We start from the raw sequence: 18,298 nt of genomic DNA on the forward strand, positions 1-18,298 counted from the left end.
CAACAATTCGGAACCTCCGTTACGGCTGCCCTTCCTTCTCCCACAGCGTCGTAAAGAAGCAGGTGCGGTTGCCCGTATGACAGACCGGCCCTTTGGGCGTGCCGACATAGATCAGCGTATCGTCATCACAGTCGGACAGTATTTTGGACACAAAAATAAAGTTGCCCGAGGTTTCGCCTTTGTTCCACAATTTCTGGCGCGAGCGCGAGAAAAACCACGCCGTGCCAGTCTCCATCGTCAGGCGCAGGGCCTCTTCGTTCGCATAGCCGAGCATGAGGACCTCCCCGCTGCGCTCGTCCTGGCAGATAACCGGAACCAGCGGCGCTTTGACAAAAAATTTGTTCAGCTCCATGATTTACAACCTCACCGGAATGTTCTTTTCGCGCAGATGCGCCTTGACCTGCCCCACGGTCAGCTCTCTGTAATGGAACAGGCTTGCGGCCAGCGCGGCGTCGCAGTCCGTCTGCTCGAACACCTCGGAGAAATGATCGAGCGCGCCGCAGCCGCCGGACGCGATCACCGGAATGCCGGCCGTCTCCACGACCGCCTTTGTCAGCTCCAGGTCAAAGCCGGACTTGGTGCCGTCCCGATCCATCGAGGTGAGCAGGATCTCGCCCGCGCCGCGCGCGGCTACCTCGCCCGCCCACGCGACCGCGTCGATGCCGGTCGGTGTGCGTCCCCCCGCAACATACACCTCAAAGCCCGAGGGGGTCTTTCCGGTCTTTCGCCCGTCGATGGCCACGACAACGCACTGGCTTCCATACTTCTCCGCAGCCGCGTCCACCAGCCTGGGGTTTTTGACCGCCGCCGAGTTGACCGAAACCTTGTCCGCGCCCGCGCGCAGGATCTCGCGGAAATCCTCCACCGTGCGGATGCCGCCGCCGACCGTGACCGGCACAAACACCTCGCGGCAGGTGCGGCGCACCACGTCCGCGATCGTGGCGCGGTCGTCGCTCGTCGCGGTGATATCGAGGAACACGATCTCGTCCGCACCCTCGGCGGAATAGAACTTCGCCAGCTCGACCGGATCGCCCGCGTCGCGCAGGCCGACAAAGTTCACGCCCTTGACCACCCGCCCGTCCTTGACGTCCAGGCAGGGAATGATCCGTTTTGCCAGCATCACTTCGCCTCCCTGATCGCCGCAGCCAGATTGAGCGCGCCGGAATAGACCGCTTTGCCCGCAATCGCCTCATCGATGCCCAGCGCCCTGAGCCGCCGGATATCCTCTAACGTGGACACGCCGCCCGACGCGACAATGCCGCACGTTACCGCCTGCCGCAGCGCGGCGAGCTGGTCGAAGTTAGGCCCCTCGAGCATGCCGTCCTTGTCGATATCCGTGAATATAATGGTTTTCACACCGTAACCGTCCATCTGTCTGGCAAACGCAATATAATCCGTGCCGCTGTCGACCAGCCAGCCCTCGGTGCGGACCGTGCCGCCGCGCGCGTCGATGCCGACCGCGATGCGGTCTCCATACCGCTCCACCGCATCGGCCACGAGCTGCGGGCTGCGCACCGCCGCCGAACCGATGATTACGCGCGTCACGCCCAGTGCCAGCACCGCTTCCACATCCGGCATGGTCCGGATGCCGCCGCCCAGTTCGACCGCTGCGCCCGTCTCCTCGATCACACGCCGGACGACGTTGTAATTCGCGTGCGAACCGTCCTTCGCACCGTCCAGGTCAACCATATGAATCAGCTCCGCGCCCGCGTCGAGGAAAGCCCGCGCAGTCTGCACCGCGTCCTCCGCGACCTTGTGCGCGGTGCCGTAATCACCTTTCTGCAGGCGCACGCACTGCCCGTCCTTCAGGTCAATGGCAGGGAGAACCCTCATTTTCCCACCTCCGTTAATTTTGCAAAGCTCTGCAGCATGCGCAGCCCCACTTTTCCGCTTTTTTCCGGATGAAACTGGCAGCCGAACAAGTTTCCGCGCGCCACCATCGCGGGTACGCGCACGCCGTAGTCTGTCACGGCGGCAAGGTCGTCCTCCGCCGCCGGCCGCGCCATGAAGCTGTGTACAAAATACACATACGCGCCGTTTTCCAGCCCCGCGGTCATTGCGTTCGGGCGCAGGATATCGAGCGCGTTCCAGCCGATCTGCGGCAGCTTGAGCGCGGTCGGGATGCGCGTGATACGCCCCGGCAGCAGACCCAGCCCCGCGCACGGGCGCACCTCATCCGAGCCCTCGAACAGCATCTGCATACCGAGGCAGATGCCGAGGAAGGGCTTTTCCCGCGCCGCTTCCAGCACCGCGCCGGTCAGTCCGGAGGCATGCAGCGCGTCCATCGCGTCCGGAAACGCGCCCACGCCGGGCAGGATCACGCCCGCCGCCCGCTCAAGATCCTCCGCGGTGTCCGCTATTTTATTTTCATAACCCAGGAAATCAAGCGAATTATGTACGCTCATCAGATTTCCCGCGCCGTAATCTACGATCGCAATATAGCTCATTGACCGTCCTCTTTATCCATTAAGGTGTTTTTCAGGGCTTTGACCGCATCGAGTATCTTCCAGCCAAAGCCTACGACCAGCCCGCAAAGCACACAAATCCCATTCATGCAGAACCGAACCCCTTGCTGTTGATGGATGAAAGGATTGATGTCTGATACAATCGCAATCAACCAAAGGGCTGCGATGGCAGCGCCAATACCCAGCAAAATATGCTTCACTTACAGCACTCCCTTCGCGGAAAGCACGCCTCCGCCTGTCTGCGCCACCGCCTGCTTGAGCGCCCGCGCGAGCGCCTTGAACAGCGCCTCGGTGATGTGGTGCGCGTTGTCGCCGTATTCGCATTTAAGGTGCAGGGTCAGCCCCGCGTTCACGCTGAGCGCGCGCATGAACTCGACCGTCAGGCAGGTATCGTACCCGCCGCACATGGGCTGGGGCATGGGCGCGTCGAACACCAGATACGGCCGCCCCGAAATATCCAGCGCGCAGAAGCCGAGCGCCTCGTCCATGGGTACGAACGCCTGGCCGAACCGCGCAATGCCCGCCTTGTCGCCCAGGCACTGGCGGAGCGCCTGTCCGAGCGCGATGCCGCAGTCCTCCACCGTGTGGTGGCCGTCCACCGCAAGGTCGCCCCTGCAGGTAAGCGTCAGCCCGAAGCCGCTGTGTACGGCAAAGCTGTTCAGCATGTGGTCGAAAAAGCCGATGCCGGTGTCGATTTGCCGTGCGCCGCCCTCCAGGTCGAGGGCGAGCGTGATATCGGTTTCTTTGGTTTTGCGTTTGATTTCAGCGTTTCTCATCTTGTGCTTCCTCCGCAAAGCGCACCGCGACCGAGTTCGCGTGCGCGTCCAGGTGCTCGCTCTGCGCGAGCGCGATGATATCCTGCGCGTAGCCCTCCAGCGCGTCGCGCGTGTATTCGATGATGCTGGTTTTCTTCAGGAACGTGTCCGTCGAAAGCGGCGAGAAGAACCGCGCCGTACCCGAGGTCGGCAGGACGTGGCAGGGTCCTGCCATATAGTCGCCCAGCGGCTCGGGCGCATACCGGCCGAGGAAGATCGCGCCCGCGTTATGCAGATACGGCAGCAGCTCACGCGGCGCGGCGGTCACGACCTCCAAATGCTCGGGCGCGACCATATCCGCCATTTTGCAGGCGTCCTTCAGGTCCTCGAACACGATCGCGCAGCCATAACCCGCCACGCTCTCGCGGATGATCTCCCAGCGCGGCAGCGCGCGCGCCATGCGCTCCATCTCGCATGAAACCGCCTGCGCCTGCGCCATGGAATCGGTCAGCAGCACGGCGGAGGCCAGCCGGTCGTGTTCGGCCTGGCTCAGCAGGTCGGCCGCGACCCAGGTCGGGTTGGCTGTGTGGTCGGCAATGACCAGCACCTCGCTCGGCCCTGCGATCATATCGATATCCACCGTGCCGAAAGCCAGCTTTTTCGCCGCCGCGACATAGGCGTTGCCCGGGCCGACGATCTTATCCACCTGGGGAATCATGCCCGCGCCATAGGTCAGCGCGGCCACCGCCTGCACGCCGCCCACGGCGATCACCTTATCCACGCCCGCAATCTTCGCCGCGGCCAGCACCTCGACCGACATGTTTTCGGTCGGCGGGGTGACCATGATGATCTCCCCTACCCCCGCGACCCGAGCCGGTATGGCGTTCATCAATACGCTGGACGGATACGCCGCCGTGCCGCCCGGCACATAGATGCCCACGCGCGCCAGCCCGCGCACGGTCTGTCCAAGCGTTTCCCCGCTGCCGCGTTCCCATTCCCAGGATTTTACGAGCATCTGCTCATGGTAATCTCGAATATTCGCGGCCGCCTTTTCGAGCGCCGCGGTCAGTCTGGGCGCGCACGCGGCATACGCCGCTTCCAGCTCGGAGGGCGAGACGATATAGGGCGTCTTGCCATCGAACTTCTCCGCATATTCGCACACCGCATCCCAGCCGCGCGCCTGCACGTCGTCCATAATCGCGCGCACGGTCTGCTCAATATCCCCGCGCGCGCCGGCAGCGCGGGCCTTCATCTCGCGGATGACAGCCTGCTCGGCCTGCCCGTCCGCAAGAACGGTCTTCAAAAACATATTATCCCTCCAACCCGCTTTCCAGCTCGGCAATCACCTTTTGGATCGCGGCCTTTTTCAGCTTGGCGCTCGCCAGATTGACGATTACGCGCGCCGAGATCGGCGCGACGTCCTCGATCACCTCAAGCCCGTTTTCCTTGAGCGTCGTACCGGTCTCCACGATATCCACAATCGCGTCCGCCAGCTCCAAAAGCGGCGCAAGCTCAACCGAGCCTTCGATCTTGATGGTTTCCACGTCCATATTCTTGCGGTTAAAAAACGCCTTGGTGACCGCCGGATATTTGGTCGCGATGACCGGCGTCCGGTAGCCGCCGTACACGTCTTTCCCCTTTTTGGTCGCCAGCGCGAAGCGGCATTTGCCGAACCCAAGGTCTACCATTTCGTAAAAGCTGCCGCCCTTTTCCATGATCGTGTCCTTGCCGACCACGCCCATATCGCAAACGCCGTGCTCGACATAGGTAATCACGTCCGCCGCCTTGGCCAGCACGATCTCCACGCCCGTATCCGGCAGGGTAAAGATCAGCTTGCGCGAGCCGGCTTCCAGTTCGGAAATATCATACCCCGCGCTTTTGAGCAGCGCGAGCGTCTTCTTCTCCAGCCGCCCCTTGGTCAGCGCGATGCGCACCGTATCGCGTCGGGTTCCGGTTTCCGTACCCGCAGCGCCCTGCAGGCTTTCCGCGACGCTTTCCACATCGATACCGAAGCCGCCCGCCGGCATATCCCTGCCGAACTTGGCGCACAGCGCGTTATACCGCCCGCCCGCAAGGATCGCCGCGCCCGCGCCGCCGATGTAGCCGCGGAACATCACGCCCGTATAGTAATCCATCTCATGCACCAGGCCCAGGTCGATCATGATCCGGTCCCCATAGCCGGCCTCGTCCAGCGCGCGGTACAGCCGGCGCAGATAGGAAACCGCGCCGAGCACACGCACGTTTCCGGTCAGTGCTTCGACCCGATCGAGCACTTCCATGCCGCCAAACAGCTGCGGCATCGCGCGGAGCGCCCCCGCCGCCGGACGGTCGCCATAGGGCGAGAGCGCGTCGCCCAGTGCAGCGAACGATTTGTTTTCGATCAGGCGGCGGATGCTTTCCGCCGCCGCTGCGTCCACGCCCAGCTCCTCTATCAGGGCTTTATAGATCTCCGCATGCCCCAGTTCGATGCGAAAGCCCGCCGCGCCGGTTTCCGTCAGCGCGCCGAACGCCGCGGAAAGGATATCCTTATCCGCCTCCAGCCCGTCCGCGCCGATTAACTCCGCGCCGACCTGCAGGAATTCTCCCTTGTGGCCATGCCCGCCCACGACCGAGCGGAACACCTTCTGGCTGTAATACAGCCGCACGGGCAGCGCCGCGTTATCCAGGCGCGTCGCCGCGATGCGGGCGATCGGCGTCGTATTGTCCGGACGCACCACGCAGATGCGTCCCGACCGGTCGATCACCTTGAGCATCTGCTCCTGATCCAGCTCCGGATTGGCCTGCGCAAATACGTCGAAATATTCGACAGCCGGTGTGATGATCTCACTGTAGCCGCGGTTTTCCAGGGCGGCGCGTATGGTGTTCTCGGTCTGCCGCAGGGCGCGGCAGGAGGAGAACAGCAGGTCGCGCGTCCCCTCTGGTGTGGAAATACGAAAACGGTTCATGGCCGAAAAGCTCCTTTATTGATTTATCGCGTTAAAATGATAGCATGAAACGTCTATCCCTGTCAAGACCTGATTTTGCGGATGGTCATATCCCGATAGGACGGCGCATCGCGCACGATCTCCAGCCGCCCCGCCGCGCCGAGCGCGCGGATACGGGAAAACACCAGCATATCGCCGACACGGTTGCCCAGCTCCTGATCGATTTTCAGCAGCGCGCCGCCAACCGTCTGTGCGGCGGTCCCTTCCTTTTCCGGCACGCAGGCAAGGATCGCCTGGTCGTAAAAATCTATCGCTGCGGACCGCGGCCTGCCGGCTTCCATCACGCGCAGCGGGGCGTTTTCCTCCTGCATGCGCTTCCATTCGGTCAGCAAAAGCCCCTGTTCGGTTTCGGTCAGCAATCGGCGGCGCCTGTAAAAATACCGCGCCGCACCCTGCTCCATCTCCCCGACCAGGCTGTAGCGCACCCGTCCATCCTTTGCCCGCTCGCTCCCGCCGCGGCGCGAGACGCGCGCCGCATACCGCCGCACCAGCGGCTGCGGCGCAAACCGCAGGAAGAAATTCAGTACGCGGCTGCTTGTGACGACTGAAACCGCGCCGCCGACCCACTCGTCCTCCTCCTCGATCTCACCCAGCGGAATCTCATCCACTTCGGCCAGCCAAACCGGCACGCGCCGCTCATACAGCCGGCTGACCACATACCGCAGGCCGCACTGCTCCACAGCATTCCCTCCGGCGGCCCAGACCACAGCCTCGTCCACTTCGTCCAGACGGCCGAACGCCTCCCAATGCCGGTCAAGGTAATCCTGCATCCATGCATGGTCCGCGCTTTCCTCCTCCCGCCAGGGGAAAAGGATATCCTCCCGCGCGGCACGGTTGCCGGCATCGCGGATATCACCCTGCGTATAATCATCCAGCAGTGCAATGATTTTTTCTTTCGGCATGTCCGGCGCAATGCGGTGTCGTGCAACAGACAGACAGCCCTTGGCGCTGTCCCCAAAGCATATCCAGTACATCCGCGCGCCCTCCTTACCGCCCTGCCGCGTACTCTTCCGCGACCGGCACCAGCGTTTCCAGAAAGCTTTCCTCCCCCATGGTGTTGACTTTCCAAAACATCGCCTGGCTGCCGCCCGAGGTAATGGCCGACAGGAACAGTCTGTTCCCATAACCCGCAAGCGTCAGGTTCATGCTTACGCGGTTGCCGCCCGCCCAACTGTAACGCTCGAACACGCGCACCGCGCAGCGCACGCCGTTCGCTTCCCAGTCACTCCCATCCTCATAGGAAGCGGACATGCTGCCGTTCATTACTGCGTCAAACAGGCGGCTCAACACGTCGTCAAAGTCTCCGGTTAACTGTTTTTCGTATTTGGCCATATCTATCCTATCCTTTCCCGTATTACGCAAACAGGCTGATCTGCGTGGTCTTGGGCATCGAGCCGAGCGCGCCGATCTGGTCGAGCAGCTCGACCACCGCCTTGGACGCCTTGGGGCAGCGCACCGCCATCTCCTCGGCGGAGAGGAACCTGCCGTTCCGCCGTTCCTCCACGATGTTCTGCGCCGCCTGCTCGCCGATGCCAGGCATCGAGGTAAACGGCGGGATCAGTCCCTTTTCGGTCACGATGAAATCGGTCGCAGCCGAGGTGTAAATGTCCATCGGCTCAAATGCGAAGCCGCGCCGGTAAAACTCATGGCACACCTCGAGCGTGGTCATCATTTCCTTTTCCGCCGCGGAGATCGTCTTCTCGCGGTCTTTCATCTGCAGCTCCTTGATCTTGTCAATGCACACCTTATCGCCCTTGATCATGCAGGACGCATCAAAGCCCTTGGCGCGCACGGAAAAATACGCGGAATAGAACGCCAGCGGCCGGTGTACCTTGAACCACGCGATGCGGAACGCCATCATCACATAAGCGACCGCGTGCGCTTTTGGGAACATGTATTTGATCTTTTTGCACGAATCGATGTACCAGTCCGGCACGCTCTGCTCGTTCATCGCGGCTTCCATTTCCTCGGTCAGACCTTTGCCCTTGCGCACGCTTTCCATGGTTTTGAACGCGAGCTTGGGCTTGACGCCCTGCAATATCAGGTAGTTCATGATATCGTCGCGGCAGCAGATGCAGCCGGACAGCGGGATGCCGCGGCGCACCAGCTCGGCCGCGTTGCCCAGCCACACGTCCGTGCCGTGCGACAGGCCGGAAATGGAAACCAGCTCGGCAAACGTCGAGGGATGGGTCTCCTTGACCATGCCGCGCACGAACTTGGTGCCGAACTCAGGTACCGCCAGGCAGCCGAGGTCGCCCAGGATGGGGTCGGTATCCGGATTTTCGCCCGTGTATTTCAGCGCCTTGCACGAATGGAACAGGCTCATGGTGTCCGGATCGTCAAGCGGAATCTCCTGCGCGTTAACGCCGGTCAGGTTTTCCAGGTGCTTAATCATGGTCGGGTCATCGTGTCCCAGCTCGTCGAGCTTGAGCAGGTTGGCGTCGATCGAGTGATATTCAAAATGGGTGGTGATGATGTCCGAATCCGGATCATCCGCCGGATGCTGCACCGGACACACATCGTAAATTTCGATCTCCTTGGGTACCACGACCACGCCGCCCGGGTGCTGGCCCGAGGTGCGGCGCACGCCCGTGCAGCCCGCGGCGAGGCGGTTCTCCTCCGCGCGCGAACACTCGATGCCGCGCTCGTCCATGTATTTCTTGACATAGCCGTAGGCGGTTTTTTCCGCCACCGTGCCGATCGTACCCGCGCGGAACACATGGTCGTGTCCAAAAATCTCGCCTGTGTAGTGGTGGATGCGCGACTGGTACTCGCCCGCGAAATTCAGGTCGATATCCGGCACCTTATCGCCCTCGAAGCCGAGGAAGGTTTCGAACGGGATGTTAAAGCCCTGCTTGGTCAGCGGCTTGCCGCAGGTCGGGCATACCTTATCCGGCAGGTCCACGCCGCAGGAGTATTCCTCGTGCCACTCGACGTATTTGTCGTCCGGACACAGGTAATGCGGCGCGAGCGAGTTTACCTCGGTGATATCCGACATAAACGCCGCGAGCGACGAGCCGACCGACCCGCGCGAGCCGACCAGATAGCCGTCCGCGAGCGACTTGGTCACGAGCTTCTGCGCGATGATGTACATGACCGCGTAGCCGTTGCCGATGATGGAGTTCAGTTCGCGGTCGAGCCGCGCCTGCACCAGCTCGGGCAGCGGGTCGCCGTAGATGCGCCTCGCCTTTTCATAGCACATATTGCGCAGGTCGTCCTCGCAGCCGTCGATGTGCGGCGGGTAGTTTTCGCGCGGCACGGGACGGATCACGTCGCACATGTCCGCGATCCTGTTCGTGTTCCTGACCACAACCTCGTACGCGCGGTCCGCGCCCAGGTAGGCGAATTCCTTCAGCATCTCGTCCGTGGACTTGAAGTACAGCGGCGCCTGGTTGTCCGCGTCGCCGAAGCCCTGCCCTGCCATCAGGATGCGGCGGAACGCCTCGTCCTCGGGCTCGAGGAAGTGTACGTCGCCGGTCGCGCAGCAGGGCTTGCCCAGCTCGTCCGCAAGGCGCAGGATCGCACGGTTCCAGTCGCGGAGCTGCTCCTCATCCTTGGCCATGCCCTTGCCGATCATAAAATTGTTGTTGCCGATGGGCTGGATCTCCAGATAATCGTAAAAGGACGCGAGCCGTTTCAGCTCGTCCCACTCCGCATTACTCGTCAAGGCGCGGAACACCTCGCCCGCCTCGCACGCCGAACCGAAGATCAGCCCCTCGCGGTGGCGGATCAGCTCCGAGCGCGGCATGATCGGCCGCTTGTTGTAGTATTCGAGAAAGCTCTTGGAGATGAGCTGGTACAGGTTGCGCAGCCCCGCCTGGTTTTTCACCAGGATGATGAAGTGATAGCGCGGCAGGTTTTTCAGCTTGTTCTTGCGGTCGGTCGTCGCGGCGAGCACCGGATTGATATCCGCCACGGTCCGCGCGTGCATTTCCTCCCGCAGGCGCGCCAGAAGCTTGACGAAGATGCGCCCCAGCACGGCCGCGTCCTCGCTCGCGCGATGGTGCTCGAACGGGCCGACCTGCAGCTCCTTGGCCAGAATGTTCAGTTTGAATTTATGCAGGTGCGGCAGCATCAGGCGCGACATTTCCAGCGTGTCGATCGCGGTGAAGTCCCGCTCGATGGAAAGCCGCTTGCAGGCCGCGCGCAGAAAGCCCATATCAAAGCCCGCGTTATGCGCAACAAGGGGATACTGCCCCTCCCCCGCCCAGGCGAGGAATTTGGGGACCGCCTCGCTGAGGTCGGGCGCGTCCGCGACCGTCTCGTCCGAAATGCCGGTCAGCTTGGTGATTTCCTCGGGAATGGGCTTGTGCGGGTTGACATAGGTCTGGAACGCGTCGTGGATCGCCCCGTCGGTCACACGCACGGCCGCGATCTCGGTGATCTCCTCGCTCGCGGGATTGAGGCCAGTGGTTTCCAGGTCAAACACGATGAACGTTCCCTCCAGCGGCTCGACCGAGCCGCCCCGCACGACCGAAAGGCTGTCCGCATCGTTGACATAGTACGCCTCAATGCCATAGATGATCTTCATATCCCCGATAATGTCCTTCTGCTTGCCCTCCTGCGCATGCAGGGCTTCGGGAAAGGCCTGCGCTACACCGTGGTCGGTGATCGCCATGGCGCGGTGTCCCCACTGTGCCGCACGGCACAGCAGCGCCGCAGTGGAGGACATACCATCCATCGCGCTCATATTGGTGTGCAGATGCAGTTCGACGCGCTTCATGCCCTCGGCCTTGTCCTGCCGCACGGGCTTTTTTGCCTTGACGATACCGGTCGGCTCCAAAACCATCTCCTTGGCAAACGAGTCGTACACCATCTTGCCCTGCACCGTGCAGTACAGGCCGTTTTTGATGTGGGAGGCCGTGTCGCCTGCCTTGTCCGCGGCCAAAAATTTGGACACACGTACCGAGTTCGTGCGGTCGGTCATATCGAACGCGATCTTGACATAGTCCTTGCCGGTCTTTTTGCTGTGGATGTCCTTGTTGTCGGTGAAAAACACCTCGCCTTGGATGGTGACCATATCGTAGGCCGCGATCGCCTCGTTGACCGACACGATCGGGTCCTGTATCAGCTTGCCGAAGATCAGGTCGTCGTCGCGCACCTTTTCCGTGCGCGGGCGCTGGTAGCCCGTATTTTCCGGCCGAGGCGCGGGACGCGGCTTTTTCGGCTTGGGCGCCGCCGGCGCCGCGGACGCTGCTTCCGCAACCGCCTGCTGCAAAATCTCCTCGCGCTTCGGCGCGTCGGACGGGGGCGCGTAGTCCTCCGCCGCCGCACGCACCGCATGCACCGGACACACCATATCCAGCTCGCGGCGGATGCGCGCTTCCAGATGGCGCAGCGCGTTGGCAAAATGCTTTTCGCTCACCTCGTCCATCGGGATATACAGCGCGCCGCCCTCGTATTTCCACTTGGCGCAGTCGAGCAGGCCGCGCGCGGAGGGCATGCGGTACGCCATATCCTCATACAGCGACTCTATGTACGCATCGGTCAGCCCGTCCGGCATGCTGTAGCGCGGCTCGATGCACACGCGTTCCAGCCCGTACTGCTTTGCGATCTGCTTTTCCGCCCGGGCGATCGCTTTTCGGCTGACCACCTGCGAAAGCCCCAGCTCGACCACCATCACGGTATTGTTATCCCCAAACGCGAGAGAACGCACCTCGCCCCCGGCGAGGTGCTGTTCTTCCGCCACGCTTTTACAGTTTCCAAAAATATCAATGAGCTTGCCAGCCACGGTCATTCTCCTTCAAAATGCGCGATCTCCTCCATCAGCGCGTCCACAAGCTGCTCCTGCGGCACCTTTTTGATGATTTCGCCGCGGCGGAAGAGCAGGCCCACGCCGTCCCCGCCCGCGATGCCGAGGTCGGCCTCGCGCGCCTCGCCCGGTCCGTTGACCGCGCAGCCCATGACCGCCACTTTCAAGCGCTTGCCGCGTATTTCCATGCAGCGCCGCTCGACCTCTCTGGCAATGCCGATCAGGTCGATGCGGGTGCGCCCGCAGGTCGGGCAGGAAACCACATTGATGCCTTCCTCCGCACGCCCCACAGCTTTCAGGATCGCCTTCGCCGCGTAAACCTCTTTAACCGGATCATCGGTCAGGGAAACGCGGATGGTATCGCCCACGCCGAGTGCGAGCAGGCCGCCGATACCGGCCGCGGACTTGATGGTACCCATGTATTCCGTCCCCGCCTCGGTCACGCCGAGGTGGAGCGGATAAGCGGTTTTTTCGTGCGCGAGCAGATAGGCCTGCATGGTGTCCGGCACGGAGGAGGATTTGATGGAAATGCAGATATCGTCAAACCCGCAGTCGCCCAGCAGTCCGGCATGGTACAGCGCGGATTCGACCATGGCTTCCGGCGTCGGCCCGCCGAACTTCTCCAGAATATGCTTTTCCACCGAACCGGAGTTGACCCCGATGCGGATCGGGATGCGGCGCGCTTTCGCAGCCTGCACAACCGCGTGTACACGGTCCGCGCCGCCGATATTGCCGGGGTTGAGCCGTATCTTATCCACGCCCGCTTCGATCGACGCCAGCGCAAGCCGGTAGTCGAAATGGATATCCGCCACGACCGGTATGGGCGAGGCGGCGCAGATCGCTTTGAGCGCTTCCGCGGCCTGTGCGTCCGGCACGGCGCAGCGCACGATATCGCAGCCTGCTTCGGCCAGCGCGCGGATCTGGGCCAGCGTCGCCTGTGCGTCCCGCGTGTCCGTGTTGGTCATGGATTGGATCGAAACGGGCGCGCCGCCGCCGATCCGCACGTCACGGAGCCTAATTTGCTTTGTCTGTTTCATATTCCATCCTTTCCTTTGCCTGTCGCGGCAAACGGCGGTCCGCCCGCCTATCTGCCGGAAACGATGCGCAAAATATCCTGGCCAGTCACATAGACCATCAGCGCAAGCAGCAGCATAAGCCCCGCCGCGTGGATATATCCCTCATATTTGGGCGGCACCGGCTTGCGGCGGACCGCCTCGATCAGCAGGAATACCAGCCGCCCTCCATCCAGAGCGGGCAGCGGCAGCAGGTTCATCACGCCGAGGTTGATGGAAATAAACGCCACCAGCTGCAAAAACGCCGATATGCTGTATTTGGCCGTGCTCGCCATGACCTCCGCCACACCGACCGGTCCGGAAAGCTGGTCCACGCCGACCTGTCCCGTTACCAGCATGCCAAGGCTCGACCAGACGAGCCGCGCGTAATTTACCGAAGTGCGCGCCGCCATATTCAGGCGCATGCCAATGCTGTTCGGCTGTTCCGCGAAGTTCAGCCCGATCAGCATGCGGCCGTCCTCCCCCTCTATCGCCGGCGCCAGCGTAACCGCGGGCAGCGTTATTTTCCGCCCGTCCCGCCGCACAACGACCTCGTAGACCGTATCCGCGCCGCGGGCCAGCGCGGTTTCAAAATCACCGCGCAGCAGAATATGGTAGCCGTCCACCCGAAGGATCTCGTCCCCCGCCTGCAGGCCGCCCTCCGCCGCGGCGGTGCTTGCCGGATCCACGCTGTCAAGCGTGGCGACGACATAGCCCCCCTCCGGCCCGTTCGGCCGGATAACGGCAAGCACGATAAGGAAGCCGATCAGGAAATTCATCAGCGCACCCGCCGCTACAATCAGCATGCGGCGCGGCAGGCTCGCCTTGCCGAACGCGCGCTCGTTTTCGCTTTCTCCGTCCTCGCCCTCCATCACACACGCGCCGCCGAACGGCAGCAGCTTTAAGCAGTACAGCGTGCCGTTATGCTCTTTTTTAAGGAGCGTCGGCCCCATACCGATCCAGAATTCATTTACCTGCACCCCGCCGCGCTTGGCGGTGATAAAATGGCCGAATTCATGCACAATGACCAGAATGCCGAACGCTAATATGGCCAGAATGATTTGCAGCAAAGCAGTTCTCCTTTCAGCGGGTCAGATCGGGCTGTGCGCGAGCACCAGCTCGCGCGCGGCGGCGTCCGCCGCAAGGACGCCGTCCAGTGTGAGTTCCATTTGACAGGGAATCGCGTCCAGCGCCCGGGCGACGTTTTCCGCAATCTCGGCAAAGCCGAGCCTGCCCGCGAGGAACAGGCCGACCGCCGCCTCGTTCGCCCCGTTGAGCACCGCGCCGCGGTCGCCCTTTTGCGCCGCCGCGCGCCGGGCTAGGCCGAGCGCCGGAAACGCCTCGTAATCCGGCGCGAAAAAGGTCAGCTTCGCGGCCTCCGCCAGGCGCAGGCGCGGCACCTTGCAGGCCACGCGCTGCGGCCAGGTCAGCGCGTATTGGATCGGCAGGCGCATATCCGGCAGCCCGAGCTGCGCGAGTACCGCGCCATCGTCAAATTCAACCGCAGAATGCACGATGCTCTCGCGGTGAATCACAATTTCGATATCCTCCGGCGCCATGTCATACAGCCACATGGCTTCGATCAGCTCGAGCCCCTTGTTCATCATGGTCGCGGAGTCAATGGTGATCTTCGCGCCCATCGACCAGTTGGGATGCGCGAGCGCCTGTTCTCTGGTCACATCCCGCATCTGCGCAGCGGTCCAGCCAAAAAAAGGGCCGCCCGACGCGGTCAGGATGATTTTCGCCAGCCGGTTGCCCTGCGCCGCCTGCGCGCACTGGAAAATCGCCGAATGCTCGGAATCCACCGGCAGGATCTGCACACCCTTTTCGCGCGCCGCGCGCATGACCAGCTCGCCCGCACAGACCAGCGTCTCCTTGTTGGCCAGCGCAATGTCCTTGCCCGCGTCGATGGCGGCAAGCGTGGGCAGCAGGCCGACCATGCCGACTACCGCGGTCACGACCATATCCGCGCCGCTCTCCGCGGCACAGGCGGTCAATCCCTCCATACCAGAGAGCACGCGGATATCCGTGTCCGCAAGCTTTATTTTCAGGTCGCGCGCCGCCGCCTCATCAAATGCGCATACCATTTCAGGGTGCAGCGCGCGCGCCTGTTCCTCAAGTAAGTTTATGCGTTTATTCGTCGTCAATGCGACGACTTCAGCCCCAACCGACGGCAAAATATCGACAGTCTGCGTGCCGATCGAGCCGGTCGAGCCTAAAATCGCTATTTTTTTCATTTCAACAGTCTCCTGTACACGCCCCTGATGCGGGGCTTTGCATCCTTCGGTCCCGCGCTTACCAGATCAACCGGAACAGCATCTCCGCCATCGGCGCGACAAACAGCACGCTGTCGAACCGGTCGAGCACCCCGCCATGCCCTGGGAAGATATGGCCGTAATCCTTGATGCCGGTCTGCCGCTTGATGACCGAGAAGGAAAGATCCCCGATCTCGCCCAGCACCGCGCCCAGACCGCCAAGCACAGCCGCCGCCCGGACCGGCATATCCAGATCGAGCAGGACATTCATCAGCAGCGCCGCAAGCATTACCAGGACCGCGCCGCCGATCACGCCGCCGACCGCGCCCTCAACCGTTTTTTTCGGGCTGACGACCGGCGCGAGCTTGTGCTTGCCGAAAAGCATGCCGGAAAACAGCGCGCAGGTATCCGCGCCCCACGCGGCGAGCAGCGGCAGCAGCACGATGAACGGGCCGCTGTGCGTCTCCATCTGGAAGATGCGCAGCAGGCTGAGCAGCAGGTAGGGTACCAGCAGCGCGCCGAAAAAGGCCCACGACACCTGCGAGGCGTTCATGCTGTCGTGAAAGCGCAGCAAAATCAGGAACGAGCCGACCAGCAGCAGGAACGCCAGACCACGCAGCGTCCAGTCCAGGGAAAACGGGGCCAGCGACGAATGCCCCGCCGCGAGCAGCAGCGACACCAGGCTGCATAAGAGCAGCTCCAGCCGGTTATGCACCAGCTTAGTCGAACCCAGAACCTCATACGTTGCCAGCACGCAAAGCGCGGCAAGCGCCGCTTCCAGCACAACAGGCGGGAACACATACAGCGCGAGCAGCACAAAAACAAAGCCGATCACGCCGAACAACACTCTTGCTTTCATATCCTTGCACCCCGAACTTTCGGTTTATACCCCGCCGAAGCGGCGGTTTCTCTTGTTGAATGCGTCGATCGCCGCATCCATATCCGCTGTTTTGAAATCCGGCCACAGCACATCCGTAAAATAATATTCCGCATAGGCGGACTGCCACAGCAGGAAATTCGAGGTCCTGACCTCGCCCGACGGCCGGATGATCAGATCCGGATCCGGCATATGGGCGGTGTACAGATGCGCGCCGATCGTCTGCTCGGTGATATCCTCCGGCGCCAGCGCGCCTGCCTGGACCTCCCGCGCGATCGCGCGGACCGCGTTTTTGATTTCATCCCGTCCGCCGTAGTTGATGCACAGGGAGGCGGTCGCGGCATCCGGTCCCAGCCGGTCGGCGATCTCGTCCACCTCCCGTATCTGTGCGCGGATATCCTCTGGCAGCGGCGACAGGTCGCCGAGCACACGCACGGCCACACCGCGCTGGAACATGGTTTCCGCCGCCTCTTTCAGATAGGTGCGAAACAGGTTCATCAGCGCGTCCACCTCCTCCTGCGGGCGTTTCCAGTTCTCGGTGGAAAACGCGTACACCGTGAAGTACTGTACGCCGATATCCTTGCAGTAGGTCGCGATCGTACGGAAGGTTTCCGCGCCGACCTTATGCCCCGCCTGGCGCGGCAGGCCGCGCTTTTTCGCCCAGCGCCCATTTCCATCCATGATGACCGCGATATGGCGCGGTACCGGCCGGTCCGCCGGCACGGGCGCTTTTTTCCTTTTCCGTGTAAACAGGCCCAACTATACTTCCCCCATGCAAAGGGGCGGCGCTCCCGCCGCCCCCACGTTATTTTCAGCTTCCAAGGGCTGGACGGTCCTCTTTCGAGGCATTACACTTCCGCCAGTTCCTTGGACTTCTTCGCGACCATACCGTCGATCTCCTTGACGTACTTATCGGTCAGCTTCTGCATTTTCTCCTCGCCCTCGTGCAGCTCGTCCTCGGTCATCTCGCTCTTTTTCTGCGCTGCCTTGAACTTTTCAATCGCGTCGCGCCGGATATTGCGCAGCGCGACCTTGGCTTCCTCGCCGGTTTTGGACACGCCCTTAATCAGCTCCTTACGGCGCTCCTCGGTCAGCGGCGGGAAATTCAGCCGGATCTGCTTGCCATCGTTCTGGGGGTTGATGCCCAGGTCCGAGGTCTGGATCGCCTTTTCAATCGCCTTGAGGACCGAAGCGTCCCAGGGCTGGATCGAAAGCGAGCGCGGGTCGGGCGTCGCGATGGCCGCCACCTGGTTGAGCGGGGTCGGCGCGCCGTAATACTCGACCGTGATCTTATCCAGCACCGCGGGGTTGGCCCGTCCTGCGCGGACTGCGGCCAGCTCCTTTGCCAGTACGTCGAGCGTTTTCTTCATTTTTTCCTCATACGCGGTCAGTTGAGCTTTCATTTTAATTTTCCTCCTCTACGATCGTGCCGATCTTTTCACCGCACACTGCACGGTAAATATTTTCCGGATCGGAAAGTGCAAACACCAAAATCGGAATGTGGTTATCCATGGAAAGCGAAGTTGCAGTGGTATCCATTACGCCCAAGCCCTGATTGAGCACATCCATGTAGGAAAGGTGGTCGTATTTTTTTGCGTTCGGGTTTTTCGCCGGATCGGAATCATACACACCGTCCACATTTTTGGCCAGCAGGATAACTTCCGCGCCGATCTCCGCCGCCCGCAGCACCGCCGCGGTGTCGGTCGAGAAAAACGGGTTGCCCGTGCCGCAGCCGAAAATGACCACGCGGCCTTTTTCCAGGTGGCGCGTCGCGCGCTGACGGATGTACGGTTCTGCGATGCGGTTCATCTCGATCGCGGTCTGCACACGCACCGGCACGCCGCGCTGCTCGAGCGCGTCCGCCAGCGCAAGGGCGTTGATGGTGGTGGCCAGCATCCCCATATGGTCGGCGCGGGTGCGCTCCATCTTGCCGCCGCCGTCCTTGACGCCGCGCCAGAAATTGCCGCCGCCCACGACAACGCCGATCTCGCAGCCCTGCTCGTTGCACTTCTTGATCACATCGCACACCGGTCCGATCACATCAAAGTTCAGTCCGAAATGCTTGTCGCCCGCAAGGGCTTCGCCGCTGATTTTAATCAGCACGCGTTTATATTTATGTGCTTCCATGTTCCACACTCCTCTTGCTTCATTTTCCTGT

Annotated in this window: 18 protein-coding genes; all 18 read right to left on the reverse strand. The window is 62.1% G+C overall.

Features of this window, described 5'->3' with window-relative positions; genetic code table 11:
• Nucleotides 1–19 precede the first annotated feature (19 nt).
• The 18 genes from hisI to pyrH all read right to left on the reverse strand — a co-directional run bounded on the left by hisI (nucleotide 20) and on the right by pyrH (nucleotide 18,267).
• Complete coding sequence (gene hisI, locus ACYQ3S_RS02750; RefSeq protein ID WP_459687214.1) at nucleotides 20–352, reverse strand: phosphoribosyl-AMP cyclohydrolase; 333 nt, start codon at nucleotides 350–352, stop codon at nucleotides 20–22.
• 3 nt (nucleotides 353–355) lie between these two features.
• Nucleotides 356–1,120 carry an imidazole glycerol phosphate synthase subunit HisF gene (gene hisF / locus ACYQ3S_RS02755; protein ID WP_459687215.1) on the reverse strand — a complete coding sequence of 255 codons (765 nt, stop codon included), beginning with the start codon at nucleotides 1,118–1,120 and terminating at the stop codon, nucleotides 356–358.
• Nucleotides 1,120–1,833, reverse strand: a complete 714-nt coding sequence (hisA, locus tag ACYQ3S_RS02760; RefSeq protein ID WP_459687216.1) for a 1-(5-phosphoribosyl)-5-[(5-phosphoribosylamino)methylideneamino]imidazole-4-carboxamide isomerase — start codon at nucleotides 1,831–1,833, stop codon at nucleotides 1,120–1,122. The genes hisF and hisA overlap by 1 nt, the downstream gene beginning before the upstream one ends.
• Nucleotides 1,830–2,447, reverse strand: a complete 618-nt coding sequence (gene hisH / locus ACYQ3S_RS02765) for an imidazole glycerol phosphate synthase subunit HisH (protein WP_459687217.1) — start codon at nucleotides 2,445–2,447, stop codon at nucleotides 1,830–1,832. The genes hisA and hisH overlap by 4 nt, the downstream gene beginning before the upstream one ends.
• Nucleotides 2,444–2,665, reverse strand: coding sequence for a hypothetical protein (locus ACYQ3S_RS02770; protein ID WP_459687218.1), 222 nt, complete (start codon nucleotides 2,663–2,665; stop codon nucleotides 2,444–2,446). The genes hisH and ACYQ3S_RS02770 overlap by 4 nt, the downstream gene beginning before the upstream one ends.
• Nucleotides 2,666–3,241 carry an imidazoleglycerol-phosphate dehydratase HisB gene (gene hisB / locus ACYQ3S_RS02775; RefSeq protein ID WP_459687219.1) on the reverse strand — a complete coding sequence of 192 codons (576 nt, stop codon included), beginning with the start codon at nucleotides 3,239–3,241 and terminating at the stop codon, nucleotides 2,666–2,668.
• Nucleotides 3,228–4,529, reverse strand: a complete 1,302-nt coding sequence (gene hisD, locus ACYQ3S_RS02780) for a histidinol dehydrogenase (RefSeq protein ID WP_459687220.1) — start codon at nucleotides 4,527–4,529, stop codon at nucleotides 3,228–3,230. Before hisD ends, hisB begins: the two co-directional genes overlap by 14 nt.
• A 1-nt stretch (nucleotide 4,530) precedes the next feature.
• The gene (gene hisZ, locus ACYQ3S_RS02785) at nucleotides 4,531–6,165 is read right to left on the reverse strand and encodes an ATP phosphoribosyltransferase regulatory subunit (RefSeq protein WP_459687221.1); all 1,635 of its coding nucleotides are present in this window, start codon (nucleotides 6,163–6,165) and stop codon (nucleotides 4,531–4,533) included.
• Nucleotides 6,166–6,227: 62 nt separating this feature from the next.
• Nucleotides 6,228–7,178, reverse strand: coding sequence for a DUF3658 domain-containing protein (locus tag ACYQ3S_RS02790; RefSeq protein ID WP_459687222.1), 951 nt, complete (start codon nucleotides 7,176–7,178; stop codon nucleotides 6,228–6,230).
• Between the two features lie 13 nt (nucleotides 7,179–7,191).
• A complete protein-coding gene (locus tag ACYQ3S_RS02795; RefSeq protein ID WP_459687223.1) occupies nucleotides 7,192–7,536 on the reverse strand; it encodes a DUF6054 family protein in 345 nt (114 codons plus the stop codon).
• 22 nt (nucleotides 7,537–7,558) lie between these two features.
• Nucleotides 7,559–11,935 carry a PolC-type DNA polymerase III gene (locus tag ACYQ3S_RS02800; RefSeq protein ID WP_459687224.1) on the reverse strand — a complete coding sequence of 1,459 codons (4,377 nt, stop codon included), beginning with the start codon at nucleotides 11,933–11,935 and terminating at the stop codon, nucleotides 7,559–7,561.
• Between the two features lie 2 nt (nucleotides 11,936–11,937).
• Entirely contained in the window at nucleotides 11,938–12,993 is a 1,056-nt protein-coding gene (gene ispG / locus ACYQ3S_RS02805) for a flavodoxin-dependent (E)-4-hydroxy-3-methylbut-2-enyl-diphosphate synthase (RefSeq protein WP_459687225.1), read from the reverse strand.
• Nucleotides 12,994–13,040: 47 nt separating this feature from the next.
• Nucleotides 13,041–14,078 (reverse strand): RIP metalloprotease RseP, encoded by a 1,038-nt coding sequence (gene rseP, locus ACYQ3S_RS02810; RefSeq protein WP_459687226.1) that lies wholly within the window; start codon nucleotides 14,076–14,078, stop codon nucleotides 13,041–13,043.
• A gap of 21 nt (nucleotides 14,079–14,099) precedes the next feature.
• Nucleotides 14,100–15,245 carry a 1-deoxy-D-xylulose-5-phosphate reductoisomerase gene (locus tag ACYQ3S_RS02815; protein WP_459687227.1) on the reverse strand — a complete coding sequence of 382 codons (1,146 nt, stop codon included), beginning with the start codon at nucleotides 15,243–15,245 and terminating at the stop codon, nucleotides 14,100–14,102.
• A 58-nt stretch (nucleotides 15,246–15,303) separates the two neighbouring features.
• Nucleotides 15,304–16,122: a phosphatidate cytidylyltransferase gene (locus ACYQ3S_RS02820; protein WP_459687228.1), complete on the reverse strand. Its 819-nt coding sequence runs from the start codon at nucleotides 16,120–16,122 to the stop codon at nucleotides 15,304–15,306.
• A 24-nt stretch (nucleotides 16,123–16,146) separates the two neighbouring features.
• The gene (locus ACYQ3S_RS02825) at nucleotides 16,147–16,899 is read right to left on the reverse strand and encodes an isoprenyl transferase (protein WP_459687229.1); all 753 of its coding nucleotides are present in this window, start codon (nucleotides 16,897–16,899) and stop codon (nucleotides 16,147–16,149) included.
• 89 nt (nucleotides 16,900–16,988) lie between these two features.
• Nucleotides 16,989–17,543, reverse strand: a complete 555-nt coding sequence (frr, locus tag ACYQ3S_RS02830) for a ribosome recycling factor (protein ID WP_054326191.1) — start codon at nucleotides 17,541–17,543, stop codon at nucleotides 16,989–16,991.
• 1 nt (nucleotide 17,544) lies between these two features.
• Entirely contained in the window at nucleotides 17,545–18,267 is a 723-nt protein-coding gene (pyrH, locus tag ACYQ3S_RS02835; RefSeq protein ID WP_107630647.1) for a UMP kinase, read from the reverse strand.
• Between the last annotated feature and the right edge of the window lie 31 nt (nucleotides 18,268–18,298).

It is taken from the genome of Agathobaculum sp. TL06 (assembly GCF_054658635.1).

Bases quoted from the DNA above. Each gene is read 5' to 3' on its own strand.
- frr (WP_054326191.1), bottom strand. From the start codon at position 17,543: ATGAAAGCTCAACTGACCGCGTATGAGGAAAAAATGAAGAAAACGCTC.
- hisF (WP_459687215.1), bottom strand. From the start codon at position 1,120: ATGCTGGCAAAACGGATCATTCCCTGCCTGGACGTCAAGGACGGGCGG.
- hisZ (WP_459687221.1), bottom strand. From the start codon at position 6,165: ATGAACCGTTTTCGTATTTCCACACCAGAGGGGACGCGCGACCTGCTG.
- ACYQ3S_RS02790 (WP_459687222.1), bottom strand. From the start codon at position 7,178: ATGTACTGGATATGCTTTGGGGACAGCGCCAAGGGCTGTCTGTCTGTT.
- ACYQ3S_RS02815 (WP_459687227.1), bottom strand. From the start codon at position 15,245: ATGAAAAAAATAGCGATTTTAGGCTCGACCGGCTCGATCGGCACGCAG.
- ispG (WP_459687225.1), bottom strand. From the start codon at position 12,993: ATGAAACAGACAAAGCAAATTAGGCTCCGTGACGTGCGGATCGGCGGC.
- hisI (WP_459687214.1), bottom strand. From the start codon at position 352: ATGGAGCTGAACAAATTTTTTGTCAAAGCGCCGCTGGTTCCGGTTATC.
- pyrH (WP_107630647.1), bottom strand. From the start codon at position 18,267: ATGGAAGCACATAAATATAAACGCGTGCTGATTAAAATCAGCGGCGAA.
- ACYQ3S_RS02820 (WP_459687228.1), bottom strand. From the start codon at position 16,122: ATGAAAGCAAGAGTGTTGTTCGGCGTGATCGGCTTTGTTTTTGTGCTG.
- hisA (WP_459687216.1), bottom strand. From the start codon at position 1,833: ATGAGGGTTCTCCCTGCCATTGACCTGAAGGACGGGCAGTGCGTGCGC.
- hisB (WP_459687219.1), bottom strand. From the start codon at position 3,241: ATGAGAAACGCTGAAATCAAACGCAAAACCAAAGAAACCGATATCACG.
- hisD (WP_459687220.1), bottom strand. From the start codon at position 4,529: ATGTTTTTGAAGACCGTTCTTGCGGACGGGCAGGCCGAGCAGGCTGTC.
- hisH (WP_459687217.1), bottom strand. From the start codon at position 2,447: ATGAGCTATATTGCGATCGTAGATTACGGCGCGGGAAATCTGATGAGC.
- ACYQ3S_RS02795 (WP_459687223.1), bottom strand. From the start codon at position 7,536: ATGGCCAAATACGAAAAACAGTTAACCGGAGACTTTGACGACGTGTTG.